This is a genomic window from Streptococcus mitis (assembly GCF_905187495.1).
GTDB classification, from domain to species: domain Bacteria; phylum Bacillota; class Bacilli; order Lactobacillales; family Streptococcaceae; genus Streptococcus; species Streptococcus mitis_CU.
The window spans coordinates 158,707-178,317 of the sequence record NZ_CAJJIB010000008.1; the positions used below are offsets into that span (position 1 = coordinate 158,707).

The 19,611-nt window shown below is 38.7% G+C and carries 18 protein-coding genes and 2 pseudogenes; 5 read left to right on the top strand and 15 right to left on the bottom strand.

Annotated elements, in window-relative coordinates; genetic code table 11:
- Positions 1 to 3: 3 nt before the first annotated feature.
- From pdxT to JQ843_RS02445, 7 genes and pseudogenes are all read right to left on the bottom strand, one after another.
- The gene (gene pdxT / locus JQ843_RS02415; protein ID WP_020901896.1) at positions 4 to 585 is read right to left on the bottom strand and encodes a pyridoxal 5'-phosphate synthase glutaminase subunit PdxT; all 582 of its coding nucleotides are present in this window, start codon (positions 583 to 585) and stop codon (positions 4 to 6) included.
- On the bottom strand, positions 586 to 1,461 hold the full coding sequence (pdxS, locus tag JQ843_RS02420; RefSeq protein WP_000138517.1) for a pyridoxal 5'-phosphate synthase lyase subunit PdxS: 876 nt from the start codon (positions 1,459 to 1,461) through the stop codon (positions 586 to 588).
- 244 nt (positions 1,462 to 1,705) lie between these two features.
- Positions 1,706 to 2,220 (bottom strand): annotated as a pseudogene (gene tnpA, locus JQ843_RS02425) (IS200/IS605 family transposase).
- Positions 2,221 to 2,396: 176 nt separating this feature from the next.
- The gene (locus JQ843_RS02430) at positions 2,397 to 3,125 is read right to left on the bottom strand and encodes an ABC transporter permease (protein ID WP_203212799.1); all 729 of its coding nucleotides are present in this window, start codon (positions 3,123 to 3,125) and stop codon (positions 2,397 to 2,399) included.
- The gene (locus tag JQ843_RS02435) at positions 3,122 to 3,871 is read right to left on the bottom strand and encodes an ABC transporter permease (RefSeq protein ID WP_203212800.1); all 750 of its coding nucleotides are present in this window, start codon (positions 3,869 to 3,871) and stop codon (positions 3,122 to 3,124) included. The genes JQ843_RS02430 and JQ843_RS02435 overlap by 4 nt, the downstream gene beginning before the upstream one ends.
- A 5-nt stretch (positions 3,872 to 3,876) precedes the next feature.
- Entirely contained in the window at positions 3,877 to 4,788 is a 912-nt protein-coding gene (locus JQ843_RS02440) for an ABC transporter ATP-binding protein (protein WP_203212801.1), read from the bottom strand.
- 153 nt (positions 4,789 to 4,941) lie between these two features.
- Entirely contained in the window at positions 4,942 to 5,076 is a 135-nt protein-coding gene (locus tag JQ843_RS02445) for a type A2 lanthipeptide (protein WP_033683242.1), read from the bottom strand.
- 180 nt (positions 5,077 to 5,256) lie between these two features.
- On the opposite strand from JQ843_RS02445, the gene JQ843_RS02450 reads away from it, so the two are divergent.
- Positions 5,257 to 5,955, top strand: a complete 699-nt coding sequence (locus JQ843_RS02450) for a response regulator transcription factor (RefSeq protein WP_049542668.1) — start codon at positions 5,257 to 5,259, stop codon at positions 5,953 to 5,955.
- A complete protein-coding gene (locus JQ843_RS02455; RefSeq protein WP_203212802.1) occupies positions 5,952 to 7,361 on the top strand; it encodes a sensor histidine kinase in 1,410 nt (469 codons plus the stop codon). Before JQ843_RS02450 ends, JQ843_RS02455 begins: the two co-directional genes overlap by 4 nt.
- 98 nt (positions 7,362 to 7,459) lie before the next feature.
- Here the strand turns inward: JQ843_RS02455 and tnpA (JQ843_RS02460) are convergent.
- Together tnpA (JQ843_RS02460) and nox are read right to left on the bottom strand one after the other, a co-directional pair.
- Positions 7,460 to 7,974 (bottom strand): annotated as a pseudogene (gene tnpA, locus JQ843_RS02460) (IS200/IS605 family transposase).
- Between the two features lie 196 nt (positions 7,975 to 8,170).
- Positions 8,171 to 9,550 carry a H2O-forming NADH oxidase gene (gene nox, locus JQ843_RS02465; RefSeq protein ID WP_173876340.1) on the bottom strand — a complete coding sequence of 460 codons (1,380 nt, stop codon included), beginning with the start codon at positions 9,548 to 9,550 and terminating at the stop codon, positions 8,171 to 8,173.
- Positions 9,551 to 9,857: 307 nt separating this feature from the next.
- Here nox and JQ843_RS02470 point away from each other — a divergent pair, with 307 nt between their 5' ends.
- From JQ843_RS02470 to JQ843_RS02480, 3 genes are read left to right on the top strand one after another with little or no spacing between them, the layout of a single operon-like run.
- Entirely contained in the window at positions 9,858 to 10,781 is a 924-nt protein-coding gene (locus JQ843_RS02470) for an FAD:protein FMN transferase (protein ID WP_203212803.1), read from the top strand.
- Positions 10,782 to 10,840: 59 nt separating this feature from the next.
- A complete protein-coding gene (locus tag JQ843_RS02475; RefSeq protein ID WP_000915951.1) occupies positions 10,841 to 11,446 on the top strand; it encodes an NADPH-dependent FMN reductase in 606 nt (201 codons plus the stop codon).
- 18 nt (positions 11,447 to 11,464) lie between these two features.
- Positions 11,465 to 12,709, top strand: a complete 1,245-nt coding sequence (locus JQ843_RS02480; protein WP_020903506.1) for an NAD(P)H-dependent oxidoreductase — start codon at positions 11,465 to 11,467, stop codon at positions 12,707 to 12,709.
- Between the two features lie 115 nt (positions 12,710 to 12,824).
- On the opposite strand, the gene JQ843_RS02485 is transcribed toward JQ843_RS02480, so the two are convergent.
- From JQ843_RS02485 to pgdA, 6 genes are all read right to left on the bottom strand, one after another.
- Positions 12,825 to 13,082, bottom strand: coding sequence for a DUF896 family protein (locus JQ843_RS02485; protein ID WP_020903505.1), 258 nt, complete (start codon positions 13,080 to 13,082; stop codon positions 12,825 to 12,827).
- Between the two features lie 42 nt (positions 13,083 to 13,124).
- Complete coding sequence (glyS, locus tag JQ843_RS02490; RefSeq protein ID WP_203212804.1) at positions 13,125 to 15,161, bottom strand: glycine--tRNA ligase subunit beta; 2,037 nt, start codon at positions 15,159 to 15,161, stop codon at positions 13,125 to 13,127.
- A gap of 259 nt (positions 15,162 to 15,420) precedes the next feature.
- On the bottom strand, positions 15,421 to 16,338 hold the full coding sequence (glyQ, locus tag JQ843_RS02495; protein ID WP_203212805.1) for a glycine--tRNA ligase subunit alpha: 918 nt from the start codon (positions 16,336 to 16,338) through the stop codon (positions 15,421 to 15,423).
- A 209-nt stretch (positions 16,339 to 16,547) separates the two neighbouring features.
- Positions 16,548 to 16,919, bottom strand: a complete 372-nt coding sequence (locus tag JQ843_RS02500; RefSeq protein ID WP_024057822.1) for a GFA family protein — start codon at positions 16,917 to 16,919, stop codon at positions 16,548 to 16,550.
- Positions 16,920 to 17,187: 268 nt separating this feature from the next.
- A complete protein-coding gene (locus tag JQ843_RS02505) occupies positions 17,188 to 18,030 on the bottom strand; it encodes an aldo/keto reductase (protein ID WP_203212806.1) in 843 nt (280 codons plus the stop codon).
- 77 nt (positions 18,031 to 18,107) lie between these two features.
- Entirely contained in the window at positions 18,108 to 19,499 is a 1,392-nt protein-coding gene (pgdA, locus tag JQ843_RS02510; RefSeq protein WP_203212807.1) for a peptidoglycan-N-acetylglucosamine deacetylase PgdA, read from the bottom strand.
- Positions 19,500 to 19,611 lie beyond the last annotated feature (112 nt).

Here is a 19,611-nt window from a genome sequence, read left to right on the forward strand (position 1 = left end):
ATCTCAACTTTTTTCTTTACACATATTGATAAAGTACTGGTGCAAGCGCACATCGTCAGTCAATTCAGGATGAAAAGAAGTTACCAACATATTTTTTTCTTGGGCTGCAACGATTTGATTATCAACTGTTGCTAGAATTTCTACACCCTCTCCAACACTAGTGATAATTGGACCACGAATAAAGGTCATTGGAATCTGACCGACTCCCTTACATTCTGCTTCCGTATAGAAACTTCCTAGTTGGCGCCCATAGGCATTGCGCTCGACCACCATATCCATAGTTCCTAGATGACTCTCTTCCTGAGAAGTAATTTCTTTAGCCAGCAAAATCAAGCCTGCACAGGTTCCAAAGGCTGGTAAACCAGATAGAATGGCTTCTCGAATGGGAATCAGCATGTCCTGCTCACGTAAGAGCTTGCCCATGGTTGTAGATTCCCCACCAGGTAATATCAAACCCGACAAATCACTCTGATGTTTCTGAAAATCTTCTAAATTTCTGATTTCAACACTCTCGACACCTAATCGATCTAGCACTTTTGCATGTTCTGCAAAGGCCCCTTGCAAGGCCAATATTCCGATTTTCATCTATTTTCCTCGCTCTGCCATGAGAATTTGAATTTCATTTTCATTAATACCAACCATGGCTTCGCCTAGATCTTCAGAGATTTGAGCTAGGATTTGAGGATTACGGAAGTTAGTTACCGCTTTGACAATGGCACTCGCTCGTTTAACAGGATCTCCTGACTTGAAAATACCTGAACCGACAAAGACACCCTCTGCCCCTAATTGCATCATCAACGCAGCATCTGCTGGCGTTGCAACGCCTCCAGCCGCAAAGTTTACAACTGGCAATTTTCCATGTTCATGGACGTATTGAACCAATTCTACAGGTACCTGCAAGTCCTTAGCAGCAACATAAAGTTCGTCCTCTCGTAAGTTTTGAATACGGCGAATTTCCTGATTCATCATACGCATATGACGAACAGCTTGGACGATATCCCCCGTACCCGGTTCTCCTTTGGTACGAATCATAGAAGCACCTTCAGCGATACGACGCAAGGCTTCCCCCAAATCCTTAGCCCCACAGACAAAAGGAACTTGGAATTCTTTTTTGTCCACATGGAAACGGTCGTCTGCTGGAGATAAAACTTCACTCTCATCGATATAGTCAATCTCAATAGCCTCTAAAATCTGAGCTTCAACAAAATGCCCGATTCTGACCTTGGCCATTACTGGAATACTAACCGCTTCTTGGATTTCCTTAATCATCTTTGGATCACTCATACGGGAAACACCACCAGCTGCACGGATATCAGCTGGAATCCGCTCCAAGGCCATAACAGCAGCCGCACCAGCGGCCTCTGCAATACGGGCCTGTTCAGGATTCTGAACGTCCATGATAACCCCACCTTTGAGCATCTGTGCCAAGTTTTTATTTAGTTCATAACGATTTTCAGTCATTTCTTTTTCCTCATCATTTATATTGGTAGCTACCATTTCATTTTAAGTTAGATTAGAATGAAGTACAAGATAAAAAAATCATAATTGTATGGGTACAAAACAATCATGACCACCCGTCAAACGGGTGGTTTGTCCCAGGGCTATAAGCCCAAATTACCAGCCAGCGCCTAAAGACGCTGGCTTTCACTTTGTTCAAGCCTTATTGCTCTTGACTCGTCACTTGCCTCTCAAAGAGGCTTTAGTATTACTTACCACTATCCCTAAAGGGATCCTCATATTCTTTTACACTCAATTTACCTAGTGCTATATCATGCTTTACTCGTTCTCAAATTTTCATACTCGTGAAGAAATCATCCACTGGATAATTTCTTTAATCTTGGATATATTTCTTAATCGTGGCTTCATTAAGCCCTACTGTACTTACATAATAACCTTTCTCCCAGAAATGCCGATTTCCAAACTTGTACTTGAGATTGGCGTGTTTGTCAAACATCATGCGTGCACTTTTTCCTTTTAAATAACCCATGAAACTCGAAACACTTATCCTGGGTGGAATACTTACTAACATGTGTACATGGTCTGGCATTAAGTGACCCTCGATAATTTCAACTCCTTTATAACAACACAAACGATGAAATATTTCGCCTAAACTACTTCGATATTGATTATAGATGACTTTTCGTCTATACTTAGGGGTGAACACAATGTGATAGAACAGTGCCACTTTGTGTGCGATAAACTATGAGCCTTTTGTGCCATATTTTTCTCCTTTCGCTTTACAATTGGCTTGAACACCTTTATTGTATCGCGTTTGGAGTTTTTGGGGTATAACCTTCGACGCACACCCGCATAGCGGGTGGTTTTTTTGTCTCGCACCTAGCGGAGCGAGACGGACTAATAGTCACATAATAAAAAGACTCCGAAGAGTCTTCGCATTACTTATGCAATTCTTTATTACTCAATGTATGAAAAATCCCCCACAGAAGAATATTTACAATGATAAACAGCACTATTTCCACTAAATTAAAGTCTATCAAATTCCGTGACCGCATTGCCACCATAGCTTGGGAGTAGGGATAGATTAAAGATAATTTATCTGATACAAAAATCATCATAAATCCTACGAAAGTACCAATAGCACCAATTCCCACAGATTTACTGAAAACACGAGTTTTAGCTGTCACAAAAAACTGTACTGCCATCATACTAATTGTTCCAAAAATCCCCAATAAATCCCACTTGAGGTAGGTGAACAAATTAGAAATTTCTAAATGAGCTAGGTGAGCACTGACATAAAAAATACCAAACAAGAACAACTGTAAAACAGCAATAAACAAGATAATTACTATTTCTTTTGCCAACAATAATTTCCCAAGACTGACATTATTAGCTCTGAGAAATTCAATATTTTTTCTGTCAAACTCTTTTCCTAACATCATGGCTACATAAAGGCTAACCAAAATCGGAAAGAAAAGCTGGCTATAATAGAAGGTCAATTGTCCCCATAAAACAGGCACTTTTTCAATTTCTGCAACCATAGAATAAGCTGAACCAAAGTAAATCCCAAGACCAATCAGGCTACAAAAAGCTAAGAAGCAAATACCAATCATCAACATGGAAAATTTTTTGGTTTTCCGCCATTCTACTGATAGATAAGACATCATAGCTTGCCTCCTTTCTTTTCAACCAGATAGAGAGATAAGAAGAGATAGATTAGGGCTATTGGCAAATATGTAAAGAGTTTAAATCCTAGGTTTGTCGCCAAAACATAACTCACTTGACTGGCAACTTGCTGGTAATCCACCAGAGACATATATCCTATACCACCAAAAGGGAAAATTAGCTGTAGAAAAGCTGGTGCATGACCAAATCCAACACCAAGAAATCCTCCGAAAATCCCTAATGCCAGTATCAATGCCTGCTTCTTCAGTAAAAACTGCAAAGTCAAAAACAGACAGGTTAAGACAAAAGAGGCTAGCAAGAAAATGACGATTTGCCAGAGGATTAGGCTAACAGGCATTTCTAGACCTGATAAGATTGCAATTAACTGGGCTACTACTCCCTCCAAAAAAGCGAGGAAGGTCAAAATGAACATGGTCAGGCCAAGCTTACTCAGAAAGATATGCCGTACATTTTCACCATTTGCCAAAAGCAGTTTGAAAGTGTTGCCCTCCTTCTCGTTCTTGACAATCCGCGATACAAAGAGAGAAATCACAATAGGGAGAATCAAGCCATTTACTTCTTTTATCATATAGAAAATTAGGCTAATCTGGTGCATGTCTGGATTACTTAGGTAGCGTGTAGCGGCTGCAATTGCCCAAGCAAATCCGACTCCCATAACTAGTATGCTAACGAGGAAGGATTTGGTTCGTTTTGCCTTGAGCAATTCAATAGACAAATTATTCAACATAAGACTCACTCCTTGGTTAAGTTGAGGAAGATAGATTCCAAGGTTTCTTGTTCTTGCTTCACTTCATAAATTGGAACTTTCTCGACTATTAAATCTCGTAACAAACTAGAAATCTGCTGATCGGCAAGGTTAGTCAGCTTGAGTTTATCCTCTTGTATCTCCAACATCTTGCACGGATAACCAAATAACACTTGGCTAATGGCTTCACGTCGACCTCTAAAATCCCCACGCACTTCCAGCCATTTATTGGACTGAATTTTACGAATTTCTCCCTCGTAAACCAGTTGACCATGATTGATAATCCCCACACGGTCAGCTATATGCTCTACTTCAGAAAGGATATGGGTAGAGATGAAGACAGTAATGCCCTGTTCTTTTGCCAACTTGATAATCAGTTCCCTAATTTCATGAATCCCTGCTGGGTCTAGCCCGTTTGTTGGCTCATCCAGTATCAACAAACGCGGTTTCTTGACTAAGGCAAAGGCTAAAGCCAAGCGCTGTTTCATACCCAAAGAATAATCTTTAACCAATTTTTTCTTGTTTTTAGGTTGATCTAACCCAACAATTTTCAATGTTTCCTGAATATTTTTCTTATCAAATCCTAGGATTTTTTGGAAGACCAAGAGATTTTCATAGCCAGTCAAATTAGGATAATAAGACGGTTCTTCAATCATAGAGCCAATCTGATTAAGATACTGCTTGTCCGTACCTATAGATTGACCGAACACTTCAATCTCCCCAGCTGTACGAGAAATCAAAGACAAAATCATCTTCATTGTGGTTGTTTTCCCAGCTCCATTTGGACCTAGAAAACCATAAATCTCACCTTGTTGAACTGATAAGGAACTAAGGTTAACAACCTGAGTGTCCTTAAATCCCTTTTGTAAGTTTTTTATCTGTAAAACATTACTAATCATTATGAACTTCCTCCTTTAAACCAAATAATTTTCTATAATTTTGATTTCTATAAATCAAATTATCATGAGTATCTTTGATAACATCTCTACTACTCTTATCAACAAAAATCATAGCATCAACATAATTCACAATATCTAATTGGTGACTCACTATTACCATTGTTTTGTCTGAATAAAATGGATTACTCCACCACCAGCACCAAGAACGTTATCAAGTTCTTCAAGAGTCAATTCTTGAAGAGAATTCATTGCTTCAATCTCAACGAGATTCATTTGTTGTTTAGCCATTTGGAAATACCTCACTGATTAAAATTTATTTGAGAAGTATCTCTATCTAGGTTATGTCTTTATTATAGACATGCTAGATTAATTTTAAACTAAGCTAACCTTAATTTTACATTAAGATTAAAGTATTTTATCTTTTTTCACTCTTTTAAATGGTATAATATAGATAAGCGAGGTAAGATTATGAATTTCGAACAACAACTCCTGAATAAGCACATCCTTATTATTGATGACGATAAAATTTTAAACTCTTCCATAAGAGATATTCTCACTGCATACGGATTTTCCAATCTAACATCAGCCTATGATATAGAATCTAGTTTGGACATGATTGAAACAGAGCAGTTCGACCTTTTCCTTTTGGACATTATGCTCCCCGATGGTGATGGCTACACATTAGCAAAACATATCCGAAAAAAAGGCGATACTCCTATCCTCTTTCTGACTGCCAAAAATAATCCTGAAGATGAGGTAGCTGGTTTCAATGCTGGTGGTGATGATTATGTCATGAAACCCTTCATTCCAAAAAATCTTATCTATCGTATTATGGCTCTGCTCCGGAGAAGCTATAAATCAGAACAGGAAGCAATACAGATTGGACAGACTTTGGTGAGTTTTCGGAATGCAACAGTACAAAAAAATGGAGCAGAAATTTCTATTACGCCAATTGAAATTCAGATTTTGAAAAAACTTTACGATAATAAAAATTACATCGTTTCAACTGAATCTCTCTGTGATACGATTTGGGGAGTGGATAGCTTTGGTTATGAAAACTCTTTGACTGTACATATTCGGAAAATTCGAGAAAAAATAGAAGAAAATCCTTCAAAACCTCAATATTTAAAGACAGCTAAAGGGCTGGGATATAAATTGTTATCATGATTATGAACCAAACCAAAATTTTAAGGTATTCACTAAAGAAATTTATCTTTTTTTCCATCATTATCTTTATTACCAATATTATTCTAATTGCCAGTTTTGTTTTTTACATTAGGGAAAAGCAAACTGCTACTGAGACTGTGAAAATAATTTCTGAACACATTACCATCACAAAAAATAACGTCCACATACCTAAAAATGATATCTCTAGTCTAAAAGAACAAAAGTTATGGCTCATGGTATTGGATAAGCAGACTGGAAAACAAGTGTACGAACAGTATAAACCTACAGAAGTTCCTTCGCAATTTGACTATGGGGACATTTTACAGTTTTCTCGCTATTATCTTTCAGATTATCCTGTTTTTAGTCAGATAAAAGGTGGCTACATCATTGTTGTTGGTTTTCCAAAAGATAAAATTGCTCGTTATAGTTATAATTACTTAGATATAGATAGTATTCGCCTGATTCCACTAGTAGCATTTGGAGTATTGCTTTTCAACTGCCTTTATTTCGCTTTTCTTTACCACTATGGTGTGACGCATATCAATCGTAAAATTGCGCCTCTTGTAACTGCTATTCAGAATCTCCCAGATGGTTTGAAAAATCCAATAAATTCTATATCAGAACTAGAATATCTTACAACTGCAATTAATCAAACCGATACTCTACTCAAAGAGAATGAAGTCTTTAAAGAGCAATGGATTTCAGGAATTGCACACGATATCAAAACACCTCTTTCTGTCATCATTTCTAACGCGTCCTTGTTAAATGATTCTGAACTAGATACACAGTCTAAAAAACATATTCGCCCAATATTGGCAGAATCCTATTACATCCAAAATATTTTAAATGACTTAAATATAGTAGCTCGCCTTTCATCCGGTCATCTTCAATTAAACCAGACTGAAACAAAAATTATCCCCTTCTTCAAAGACATTCTCATCCATATTTTAAATCAAGAAATCTGGAGTGATTTTGAATTTGAATTTGATTACGATTATTCACTTGTTAATCAAACTATCATGATTGAGCAATTTTTAATCACAAGAGTTATCCATAATATCATCTACAACTCTGTTTTACATAACGAAAAGGGTTGCACAATAAGAATCAACTTATTCAAAAAAGATACAAATGTAATTGTCGAAATCAAAGATAATGGACAGGGAGCTTCACCAGAAAAAATTGCTGAACTTAATGAATTATCTTTTAAAAACATTGATATTTCTAAAATTAGAACGACTGGAATTGGGCTAAAAATTTCAAAACAAATTGTTGATTTGCATCAGGGCTCTATTTCGTTTGCTAGTGTCCAAAATGAATTCTTTGAAAGTATCATTTCACTTCCGATCTTCAACATTACCAATCATGACCACCCGTCAAACGGGTGGTTTGTCCCAGGGCTATAAGCCCAAATTACCAGCCAGCGCCTAAAGACGCTGGCTTTCACTTTGTTCAAGCCTTATTGCTCTTGACTCGTCACTTGCCTCTCAAAGAGGCTTTAGTATTACTTACCACTATCCCTAAAGGGATCCTCATATTCTTTTACACTCAATTTACCTAGTGCTATATCATGCTTTACTCGTTCTCAAATTTTCATACTCGTGAAGAAATCATCCACTGGATAATTTCTTTAATCTTGGATATATTTCTTAATTGTGGCTTCATTAAGTCCTACTGTACTCACATAATAACCATCCGCCCAAAAATGCCGATTCCCAAACTTGTACTTGAGATTGGCGTGTTTGTCAAACATCATGCGTGCACTTTTTCCTTTTAAATAACCCATGAAACTCGAAACACTTATCCTGGGTGGAATACTTACTAACATGTGTACATGGTCTGGCATTAAGTGACCCTCGATAATTTCAACTCCTTTATAACAACACAAACGATGAAATATTTCGCCTAAACTACTTCGATATTGATTATAGATGACTTTTCGTCTATACTTAGGGGTGAACACAATGTGATAGAACAGTGCCACTTTGTGTGCGATAAACTATGAGCCTTTTGTGCCATATTTTTCTCCTTTCGCTTTACAATTGGCTTGAACACCTTTATTGTATCGCGTTTGGAGTTTTTGGGGTATAACCTTCGACGCACACCCGCATAGCGGGTGGTTTTTTTGTCTCGCACCTAACGGAGCGAGACGGACTAATAGTCACATAATAAAAAACTATCTGACCTTAACTTAAGGCCAGATAGTTCATCATTTTTATTTTTCAGCTGTAAGTGCAGCCATTGTGATGTAGTTATATGGTTTGTTGAAGTGTGGCAAGAAGAATAGGTCTGTCAATGCCAATTTATCAATTGTCACATGCTCTTGGATAGCAAGTGAGAACATGTGGATTCCCATGCTGATTGCAGAATCGTGTGAAACCATTTGTGCACCAAGAATTTCACGGCTATCTTTGTCAAAGACAATCTTGATGGCAACTTCATGGTTATCATGTTTCATGAATTCTGGTTTTTGAAGATCGTTAAAGCCTGTTTCAGTTGCGTTGTAACCAGCAGCTTTAGCTTTTTCAAGAGTCAAACCAGTTGAAACCATGTGAAGACCGTAGATTGAGATACCATTTGAACCTTGAACACCAATTCCTTCCAATTCATGTCCACAAGCGTTGTATGCACCAACGATACCAGTACGAACAGCATTTGAAGCAAGAGCGATGTAGCTAGTGTCTTTACGAGCGTTGTCATAAACAGTCGCACAGTCACCTACTGCGTAAACGCCTGGGATAGATGTTTCTTGTTTCTTGTCTACAAGGAAGGCACCGTTACGGAAGAGTTCAATTTTTCCATCAGCAAGGGCTGTGTTTGGACGGAAACCAACTGCAAGGATAACCATATCCACATCGAAAGTTTCTTTATCAGTAATCAAGCGTTCAACTTTACCGTCACCCTCAATTGCTTTAACAGTTTGACCAAGCGCCAAGCGGATGTTGTGGTCTTCCAAGTTCTTCGCCATCATTTGAGTGAAGTCTTTGTCGTAGTATCCGTTCAAGACAGTATCTACGATGTCAACAAGGACAACTTCTTTTCCAAGACGCTCAAAAGCTTCAGCAAGTTCAACACCGATGTATCCACCACCAACAACGGCGATACGGTCAAGGTGTTGGCTCTTGTCAGCAAGTTTATTAATAACTTCTTCAGCATTTTGGTACAATTTCACGAATTGTACGTTTTCAAGAGTTGCTTTAAATTCACGGTTTCCTTTAACAATTTCAACACCTTCGATTGGTGGCAAGATTGGTGTAGAACCCGTAGCAAAAATCAATTTCTCGTATGATTCTTTGTGTTCTTTTCCTTCAACTTCAGCTGTAACTACTTTGTTATCATAGTCGATTGAAAGAACTGGTGAATTCATGTAAACCTTAGCACCTTTAGCTTCCAATTTTTCTTTATCAGAATAGAACAAGCCTTCAGCACCGTCAATTTGTTCACCAATCCAAAGAGCCATTCCACATCCTAGGAAAGAGATGTTAGAGTTCTGGTCAAATACAACGATTTCGTTCTCATTTCCAAAATTATCCAACATAGTATTAATACATGCTGTACCAGCGTGGTTAGCACCAACTACAACGATTTTACTCATAGAAAAATTCCTACCTTCAATTTTAAATTTACTCTTCTAGTATAACATTTACTGTTAGCGTTTACAAGAGTTTAGTTAATTTTCCCGATTTTTTTGTAAAAAAATGTAAATAATCTGTATTTTATCAGTCTTTCTTACAATTACTCTTTTTTTCTGAGCATATTTCTTGACAAGTTTACAAATTTTATTTGTGAAAACGCTGACTTTATGGTATGCTAGTATCATGGAAAGAAAATGTAAGGGGTTAAATTTAATATAAATTTACTATATTTCAGCCTTCTTTTCATAAGAGAAAGGAGTTGGTAGCTTGCCTCTTAGTTCACATTCCGAACGGCTAATGGGGACTACTATCACTATTTCATTAGTAGATGAGCGAGCCGATAGCTTGATCCAGAAATCCTTTGATTTACTCAGAGAGCTCGAATACCGCTTCAATGCCAATAGCCAAGAATCTGAGTTGATGGAAATCAATCATCAAGCTGGAATAGCCCCCGTCAAGGTTCATCCAGACCTGTTCGAACTGATTTCACTTGGATTAGAGCATAGCCTCGCGCCATCTAGCCATCTCAATATCAGCATTGGTCCCTTGATTCAAACCTGGCGTATCGGTTTTTCAGATGCCAAAGTTGCCCAGCCTCAAGAAATCGAATCAATTCTCCCTTTAATCAATCCTCATTATATCGAGTTAGATTCTTCTACTTCTACTGTGTTTCTAAAACAGAAAGGAATGAAGATAGACCTAGGTTGTTTAGCCAAGGGTTATAGTGCGGATAAAGTTGCTCAATTTCTGAGAAAAGAGGGAGTGACATCTGCCTTGATCAATCTGGGAGGGAATATCCTGACTATTGGAAAAAATCAGGCAAGAGGGGATCAGCCTTGGCGAATTGGGATTCAAGACCCAGCCAATCCGAGGGGAAATCACTTAATGACCATCCCTGTTGTCAATAAATCTGTCGTGACTTCAGGCATTTATGAACGTCACCTGACTGTCGATGGAAAAGATTACCATCATATTTTTGACAGCCAAACAGGTTATCCTGTTGAAACGGAACTAGCGAGTCTAACAATCATCTCTGATAAATCAGTTGATGGTGAAATCTGGACAACTCGTCTATTTGGAGAAAGACCTGCTTCTATCCTCTGGCAAGTCGAAAGTTTGGAGGGCATCGAAGCTATCCTCATCGATAAGGAAGGTCACCTAAGCTGTTCTTCAGGAATGCCTACTCTATAGAAACAAATGTTTCAATGGAGTTTTAAAATTGTATTATGTAAAAAGAGAAAGGAAATCTCATGTTAAAACTTATTGCTATTGTTGGAACAAATTCAAAACGTTCTACAAACCGCCAATTGCTTCAATACATGCAAAAACACTTTGCTGAAAAAGCTGAAATTGAACTTGTTGAAATTAAAGACATTCCTGTCTTCAACAAACCAGCTGACAAGCAAGTACCTGCTGAAATTTTAGAAATTGCTGCTAAAATTGAAGAGGCAGATGGCGTTATTATTGGTACTCCTGAGTATGACCACTCTATCCCAGCTGTTTTGATGAGCGCTCTTGCTTGGTTGTCTTATGGTATCTATCCACTTTTGAACAAACCAATCATGATTACAGGTGCTTCATATGGTACGCTTGGTTCATCACGTGCCCAATTACAACTTCGCCAAATCTTGAATGCCCCAGAAATCAAAGCAAGTGTCCTTCCAGATGAATTCTTGCTTTCACATTCTCTTCAAGCCTTCAATCCAAGTGGAGATCTAGTGGATCTTGATGTTATCAAAAAATTAGATGCCACTTTTGACGACTTCCGTATCTTTGTAAAAATTACAGAAAAATTGCGCAACGCACAAGCCCTACTTCGCAAAGATGCTGAAGACTTTGACTGGGAAAATTTGTAAGATAGGAGACCAAAAAGAATGAAATTTGTTGGACTTGTAGGATCAAACTACGATCAATCATATAACCGTAAACTCTTGGAATTCATCCGTCGTCACTTCAAACTCAAATTTGAATTAGAAGTTCTCGAAATTGATGAAGTTCCAATGTTTAACCAAGACGAAAAATGGGACGAAAGCTTCCAATTGCGTCTCTTGTATAACAGAATTACGCGTGCTGATGGTGTCATTATTGCTACTCCTGAGCACAACCACACAATCTCAGCTTCTCTTAAATCAGTTCTTGAATGGCTTTCATACGAGGTTCATCCATTTGAAAACAAACCAGTCATGATTGTGGGAGCTTCTTACTACGACCAAGGTACTTCTCGTGCCCAAGTTCACCTTCGTAAGATTCTTGACGCTCCAGGTGTCAATGCCTACACTCTTCCAGGAAATGAATTCCTTCTTGGTAAAGCTAAAGAAGCTTTTGATGTTAATGGAAATATCACGAATGAAGGAACTGTTAATTTCCTTGAAACATGCTTGGACAACTTTGTAAAATATGTGGGAGTCGTTTCAAAATTGAAAAAACCAAAACCAATTGAGCCAGAAGATTTATATTGTACAAATTCAATTGCAACTACTATCCAAGGTGTTGATCCAGATGATCCTGAATGGGTAGAAAAAGCTGCTGAACTTGTTGGAGCTGTTTCTGGAGATACTTACGTTAAATTAGACCACGGTATCTTGACAGTTAACCAACTTGACATGTTCTTGAAAGCAATGCCATTTGAATTGACATTTGCAGATGATAATAATCAATTCTTGTACTTTAATAACGCACACCAAGACCCAGATACAATGTTTGGTAAACGTGTCCGTGCTCAATCAGGAAATAGATTAGGAACAGTACACGGTACATTGCCAGATTCTAGAATGAAAAACGTTGAATGGGTTGTCGGCGTATTGCGTAATGGGGACCAAGAATATGTCCGTACAATTGTACCAGGAACACCTGAAGGTGTTATTAATACCCATAATTACCAAGCAATGTACTATCCAGATGGTTCATATGCTGGAATCAATGAAATCATCTTTAATTTCCAACCATGGCTTGACTGGTACCTTAATACAACTGGTCAACGTCTAGTTGGTGGAAATGCTGCAGCTCCTGCTGGCGGACATGGTCACGGCGATGCAGATGCTACATCTGGAGCTTCTGATGCAGGTGATGCTGGAGGCCACGGTGGTGGCGCAGACGCTACATCTGGCGCAAGTAACTAATAATAGTTTTGGGAACCATATTGGTTCCTTTTTTAGCGAAAAAAGACTAGCAGACAAAAACTGCTAGTCTTTTGGTTATTATTTTATCTATCCTTATTAAAAGAAAGAATACTTATTATGAATTTGGATCATCGAGACTACGGCCATGTAAACCTTTTTCACGTTGTACCTGACGTAGTTTCTCTGGTGTAACATCATTTCCTTCTTCATCCACAATTTTTATTCCCTCGATGTGGTGACGAACAGTGCGACGATAACCTTCGATGTACTCCTCACGTAGTTTGGCTTGTTCTACTTTTTCTTCTGGGGTCAAGCCTTCTATTTTTTTCTTTTTGGCAAGCTCGTTGATACGATCAATTTTTTTAGGATCCATGTTTCTCTCCTTTATGATAGGATTTAATCCGTTTAACAGATTTTATTTGGTATTGATTTGGTTAAAACGTGCAAGTTTAGCTGCTTTTTGAGTTAAATGAGACAAGATAGCCAAACGATTTTGACGGACAGCCTGATCTTCGGCCATAACCATGGTATTCTCAAAGAATGCATCAATGACTGGGCTAAGAGCAAAGAGTTGTTTCAATTGCTGACTGGCATATCCTGATAAAATAAGTGATTCTACTGCTTCCGCCAAAGCTTTTTCTTGGTCATTTTCAAAAAGTGCTGAATCAACTGTTGCAACTCCTTCTACCTTTTCAGCCAAGTTAAAGGCACGAGAAAGTGATTCAACAGATGGTTTGAAGTCTTCTTCCTTGCTTGCTTCTACGAGAGCACTTGCTGCTTCCAACATATCCGCCACAACAAAGTTTGATCCTGCAAGAACGGCTTCCTTGATATCTTTTGGAGTAGAACCCATCATCTTATCAACACGAGCCTTGATAAAATCCATAACCTCTGCCTTATTTTCATAAGTCAAGCTATCAAATTTCAATGCATAAAGGCTATCTATCAGCTCGTCCATAGCAATGTGCCAACCAAAGGCATCCAAGATACGAACAACACCTTGGGTCGCACGACGAAGGGCATAAGGGTCATTAGAACCTGATGGAATCAAGCCTACTGAGAAGAAACTCAAAATCGTATCCAATTTGTCTGCAATGGCTAGAATGGCTCCAACCTTGCTCTCTGGAAGTTCTCCTTCAGCTGAAGTAGGCATGTAGTGTTCACGAATAGCAGCTGCCACCGCTGGAGTTTCACCAGCAAGAAGGGCATATTTCTCACCCATAATTCCTTGGAGCTCGTCAAATTCGCCAACCATACCTGTCAACAAGTCAAACTTGTAAATGGCTGCTGCACGAGCTAAGTCAATCGTTTCATCCGCTGACAAACCAGCTTTTTCTGCCAAGAGAATAGCAATCTGCCCCGTACGAATCATGTGTTCACGAAGGGAACCAATCTTCTCATGGAAGGTGACATTGTTTAATTTTTCAACAAGATCTGAAATCACCAATTTTTGGTCTTCACGCCAGAAGAATTCACCGTCTTCTAAGCGAGCTACTAAGACTTTTTCATTTCCTTTAATGACATTTTCCAAATACTCTGCGTTTCCGTTACGAACAGAAATGAAGTTTGGCAATAGTTTACCGTCTTGATCACGAACAACAAAGTAACGTTGGTGTTCTTTCATTGAAGTCACCAAAACTTCTTCTGGAACTTCAAGGTATTTGGCATCAAAACTTCCCATAAAGGCAGTTGGGTATTCAACCAAGTTCAAGACTTCATTAAGCAAATCAGCATCAATCTCGATGCGTACACCATGCTTAGCTTCGATTGCCTTGATTTGGTCAACAATCATTTGCTCACGTTCACGTGGATCTGCGATTACAAACTGCTTACGAAGATTTTCTTCATAGCTCAATGCTGACTGAATTTTGGTTTCTTTCCCCAAGAAACGATGACCACGGCTGACACGATCTCCCTTGATATCAAGGAAATCCAAATCAAATTCTTCTTCATCTAAAAGAACAGTTAAAGTGTGAACAGGACGAATGTATTCAAAGCTATTTCCAGCCCAGTGCATGCTGACAGGGAAAGTCAAGGACTTCAAGACATCTACAACACCAGGAACAATTGCTTCAACTGCTTGACCAATTTCTTCCTTGGTAACATAGACATATTCTTCACCCTTGATTTCACGGAATTCGATATCTTCAACAGTCAATCCTTTTCCACGAACAAATCCTTGAGCTGCTTTGGTAAAATTTCCATCACTATCCAAGGCAATTTTCTTTGCTGGCCCCTTAAAATCTTCAGTCAAATCAACCTGTTTGTCTGCTAAACCAGTAACTCGAACAGCCAAACGACGTGGTGTTGAGAAGGTTTGAATAGCTTCAAAAGACAGGCGGTTTTCCTTGAGGAAGGCTGCCATTTTTTCGCCTAGTTGTTTTTCACTTGGTGTGACAACATAGGCTGGTAATTCTTCAAGACCGAGTTCTACTAATAAGTTTTTTGTCATGTTTTTTCCTTTACATTTTCTTCAATCTTTTTTGATATGCACCTTAGGTACTGGGGACGTCGCTAACTAACTTTGTGAGTCTGTATGGAAATCTAATACTAAATTGATCAAGATTTCCAACAGTCTCATCAAAGTGGATTTAGCTGACTAATTTTTGAACCTAAGGTTTCAAAAATCCCCACATAACAGTACGGCGGTGCATATCCCTCTAGCAAGTCTTCGACTTGCCTCTAACGATTTTAGAGCACAATATTACTCACTATTCTGCGTCTTCTGCTAGGAGTTTAGCTCGTGTTGCTTCATCCAAAAGCGGGTAGCCTAGGCGTTTGCGTTCTGCGACAAAGGTTTTAGCTACGACACGGGCCAAGTTACGGATACGGGCGATATAGCCTGCGCGTTCGGTTACAGATACGGCACCACGCGCATCAAGCAGGTTAAAGGTATGTGAACATTTGAGAACATAGTCATAGGCGGGGTGAACCAAACCTTCTTCCAAAGTACGACCAGCTTCTTTTTCAAACTTATCAAAGTTTTCAAGCAACATTTCTTGATCCGAAATTTCAAATGAATATTTTGAGTGTTCGTACTCAGGCTGGATGAAGATTTCTCCGTATTTTACACCATCAGCCCATTCGATATCATAGACAGAGTCTACTTCTTGAATGTAAGAAGCCAAACGCTCTAAACCATAGGTAACTTCCGCCGTCACAGGGCCAGTTGCCAATCCACCGACTTGTTGGAAATAAGTGAACTGAGTGATTTCCATACCGTCAAGCCAAACTTCCCAACCAAGACCAGCTGAACCAGTTGATGGGTTTTCCCAGTTATCCTCAACAAAACGGATGTCGTGCTCCAAAGGATTGATTCCCAATTTTTCCAAAGACTCAAGGTAAAGTTCTTGGATGTTTGATGGAGATGGCTTCATGACCACCTGGAATTGGTGGTGTTGGTAAAGACGGTTAGGGTTTTCTCCGTAACGACCGTCAGCAGGACGACGTGATGGCTCTACATAAGCCGCATTCCATGGCTCAGGTCCGATAGCACGAAGGAAAGTGTAAGGACTCATTGTCCCCGCACCTTTTTCATTGTCATAAGCCTGCATAAGCATACAACCTTGGTCATTCCAAAATTGTTGCAAAGTCAAAATAATTTCTTGAAATGTTAATTTCTTAGACATTGTTTACTCCTTTTTATATAAATTACTTGCGACACGAGTCTGCCTCGTCGATCATACGAGGCAAGACGAGTTAGTACTGCGTCTAGCTCAGGCACTCTAGTGCCGAGCGTGGGGCAGTCCGACTATAAGGAGGTTTCTGCCACTGACGCAGTGGAAAGTCAATTTTTTAGACATTGTTTACTCCTTTAATTTATATTATCTTCTTAGATTTATTTTTCAAGCAACCAAGAAAAGGCTGGGTCCTGAAAAATATGACGTTTAGGAACAGTTTGTAAATTCTGATCGCATTCATCTATTGTACCTAATTTCAAAACACAGACTTCTGGTATATTTTCTTGAACAGTGAAAATTTGACTATGACAGTTCTGGCAGTAATAACGCTGTTTTCCTGGAGAAGAACTATAGGAAACAAGCTTTTCTTTTCCATGCAATACTAGCTTTTCACTGCTAACTTTAGCATTAACTGTATAGGCAGACGCAGTTGCTTTCCGACAAAATGAGCAATGACAAAAAACTAATTCCGATAATTCCTCATCTAGAGTGTAGGTCACTGCTTTACATAAACAAGATCCTTTAAGCATTATGCTCCTTTCTACTTAGGCATTAGACGAATTCAAAAAGAACCGAATTTCAACACCCAAGCCTTGCGACTAGGGGCGTCAGAAACGCGGTTCCACCCTAATTTATTACTTCATTGTTTTTGAAAATACTACAGAAAGCGCCAGCACTTTATTTTGCCCTACTTGGCTCCCACTATCCCAAGCTCGCTTGAAGAACGCCATAAGACTTTCTTTCCTGCAGACTATTATATCAAAAATCAGAAGAATGTACAATTCTTTTTATGATTTTCTAGAAATCCATATCATCAACTCGTGGAGCACCCGACTGGACAGCTATCGTTTTTAAGGTTTCTCGCTCCTCATGACTCAGTTCAATTGCAAAGCAATCAAGATTAGCCTGAATACGAGACGCAGTGACAGATTTTGGAAGTGGTAAAAATCCTTCTGCTAAGCTCCAGGCCAAGGCTATCTGGGCAACCGATTTTTCGTGATTTGCTGCGATTTCTTGGACTTCCTTGCTATCAAACAGTTCTCCCTGACCAAAAGGTCCCCAAGCTTCCAATAAGATTCCTTTTTCTCGACAGTAATCAACGACTTCCTCTTGATACACACCTGGAGCCAAACGAACTTGATTGACCGCTGGAAGAATTTTTGCTGTTTCAAGCAAGGCATCCAAATGCTTGGGAAGGAAATTACTAACTCCGATAGCACGGATTTTACCTTCTAGGTAAAGATCCTCCATCGCTCTCCAAACTTCTGAATTTCGGATTTTCCAGTGGTTATTTTCTCTGAGTGGTTTTGGATTTGGCCAATGAATCAAATACAAATCCAAATAATTCAAACCCAGCTTCTCTAAAGACTCTTCAAAAGCCTGACGAGCTTGCTCATAGGTGTGGTTTGTATTCCAGAGTTTGCTGGTTACAAAAATTTCCTCCCTAGGAATCCCACTATCTTGAATAGCACGACCAACGCTTTCTTCGTTTTTATAGATGGCAGCCGTATCGATATGGTGATAGCCTGCCTTTAAAGCCTCCAAAACTGCTTGGTAGGCAATTTCTCCATTCTCAGCTTTCCAGGTTCCAAATCCTAGAACTGGAATTGTAACGCCATTGTTTAAAGTATAAGATTTCATTTTTTTCCTTTCTAAATTAGAAGAAAATCCAAAGAGCCAAATTTTCAAGGAAAACTTATCTCTTTAGATTTTGTGTATTATTGATTGCGGTCGTAATAGAGCTGGTGAGCTTTAAGACGAGTATCTAACAAATCTGGAATGGTCACAAAGTCATAACCTTGACCTTTCAAATAGTCAATAACCTTCGGTAGAGCATTGACCGTCTCAGCATGGATATCATGCATGAGAATAATAGAACCATTCTTGACTTCTCGTTGAATTTCTGTCAAAATCGCTGCTTCATTTTTGTTCTTCCAGTCCAGACTATCCACATCCCACATAATAAAGCTCAAATCAAGGCCATTGCGAATGTCGTCTGTAATGGCTCCATAAGGTGGACGCATGAGTTTAGAACTAGAGCCCAGCACCTTAGTTAGCGCATCCTCAGTATCAGTAATTTGTTTTTTAGCTTCGTCAAGCGAAAGTTTTGAAAGCACTGGATGGCTCCAACTATGGTTCCCAATGACATGACCATCTGCTTTCATGCGTTTCAAAATCTCTTCGTTTCCAGAAACATTCTTACCTAAAACAAAGAAAGTTGCCTTGATACCATACTTAGAAAGGGTATCTAAGGCTTGATTTGTCGTTGCAGGATTCGGGCCATCATCAAAAGTCAAGGCTACTACTTTACGATTTTTCTTTTCATAATAAGCCTTGTAAAGTTCAGCATCCTTATCTAATAGATAAGAGGACTGAATGACCTCAAAGAAACTAGATACTGGCAAGGCAATCTCGTCTAGATTTTCCACTGATTGACTTGGATAAAGGATAATTTGGCTATCCTTATAATCAAAGTTCCATGCAGACAAGTCTTGATCAGAGAAGCTTTTAACAAGCTGATCAATCTTTTCTTGCTCCACTTTCTTATCCTGTAAGAAAGAGGTCATTTCTTTAATCAGCTGTTCTTTGGCTTTACTAACATCTGAAAATAATTGATTAAGTGTGAAAGTTTTACCATCTTCTGTCAAATGTACTTTTGCCAGACTAATTTTTTCAGTCTCTTCAACTTTTGACGAAGTTAAATCATAGACTTGTTTCATCACACTTCGGTTGACAATCCCTTTTAAAGTCGAATCCTGTTTCTCCGCATAATAAAAAACCAGATTTTCCTTGTCTTCCAGATTTTCCTTAATATCCTGTGTCATGATTTCTTTTACAGATGAAATCACTTGCTCCCCTTGTAGAGGATAATAGGCAATCACTTCGGCTTGACCCTTACGAAAATGATTTTTCTGATTTCCCTCACTCAATTGATCATCTTTCTCTTTTTTGAGCGATTCAATCCTTTGTTCAAAACTTTGCTTTGTATATATTTTGTATCCAATCATTGAACCAAGGACACAAATACTTACTGAAAAGATAGCAACTAGGGCTATTAAACCGATTCTCTTTTTATCATGCTCAACACGATTTGCTCTACTTTTATCCATAAGACCATCATATCAAATTAAGGCTATAATTTCAATGATTTTAAAGGAAATAGTATATTAAAAAAGAGAGGAAGTGTACTGACCCCAAAAAGTTAGACAATTAATTTAAGCA

What these genes read in the sequence shown, in the direction of transcription:
- JQ843_RS02430 (WP_203212799.1), bottom strand. Translation starts at nt 3,125, where the DNA reads ATGATGTCTTATCTATCAGTAGAATGGCGGAAAACCAAAAAATTTTCC.
- JQ843_RS02445 (WP_033683242.1), bottom strand. Translation starts at nt 5,076, where the DNA reads ATGGCTAAACAACAAATGAATCTCGTTGAGATTGAAGCAATGAATTCT.
- JQ843_RS02475 (WP_000915951.1), top strand. Translation starts at nt 10,841, where the DNA reads ATGTTAAAACTTATTGCTATTGTTGGAACAAATTCAAAACGTTCTACA.
- JQ843_RS02505 (WP_203212806.1), bottom strand. Translation starts at nt 18,030, where the DNA reads ATGAAATCTTATACTTTAAACAATGGCGTTACAATTCCAGTTCTAGGA.
- JQ843_RS02435 (WP_203212800.1), bottom strand. Translation starts at nt 3,871, where the DNA reads ATGTTGAATAATTTGTCTATTGAATTGCTCAAGGCAAAACGAACCAAA.
- pgdA (WP_203212807.1), bottom strand. Translation starts at nt 19,499, where the DNA reads ATGGATAAAAGTAGAGCAAATCGTGTTGAGCATGATAAAAAGAGAATC.
- glyS (WP_203212804.1), bottom strand. Translation starts at nt 15,161, where the DNA reads ATGACAAAAAACTTATTAGTAGAACTCGGTCTTGAAGAATTACCAGCC.
- JQ843_RS02485 (WP_020903505.1), bottom strand. Translation starts at nt 13,082, where the DNA reads ATGGATCCTAAAAAAATTGATCGTATCAACGAGCTTGCCAAAAAGAAA.
- glyQ (WP_203212805.1), bottom strand. Translation starts at nt 16,338, where the DNA reads ATGTCTAAGAAATTAACATTTCAAGAAATTATTTTGACTTTGCAACAA.
- nox (WP_173876340.1), bottom strand. Translation starts at nt 9,550, where the DNA reads ATGAGTAAAATCGTTGTAGTTGGTGCTAACCACGCTGGTACAGCATGT.
- JQ843_RS02480 (WP_020903506.1), top strand. Translation starts at nt 11,465, where the DNA reads ATGAAATTTGTTGGACTTGTAGGATCAAACTACGATCAATCATATAAC.
- JQ843_RS02450 (WP_049542668.1), top strand. Translation starts at nt 5,257, where the DNA reads ATGAATTTCGAACAACAACTCCTGAATAAGCACATCCTTATTATTGAT.
- JQ843_RS02500 (WP_024057822.1), bottom strand. Translation starts at nt 16,919, where the DNA reads ATGCTTAAAGGATCTTGTTTATGTAAAGCAGTGACCTACACTCTAGAT.
- JQ843_RS02455 (WP_203212802.1), top strand. Translation starts at nt 5,952, where the DNA reads ATGATTATGAACCAAACCAAAATTTTAAGGTATTCACTAAAGAAATTT.
- pdxT (WP_020901896.1), bottom strand. Translation starts at nt 585, where the DNA reads ATGAAAATCGGAATATTGGCCTTGCAAGGGGCCTTTGCAGAACATGCA.
- JQ843_RS02440 (WP_203212801.1), bottom strand. Translation starts at nt 4,788, where the DNA reads ATGATTAGTAATGTTTTACAGATAAAAAACTTACAAAAGGGATTTAAG.
- pdxS (WP_000138517.1), bottom strand. Translation starts at nt 1,461, where the DNA reads ATGACTGAAAATCGTTATGAACTAAATAAAAACTTGGCACAGATGCTC.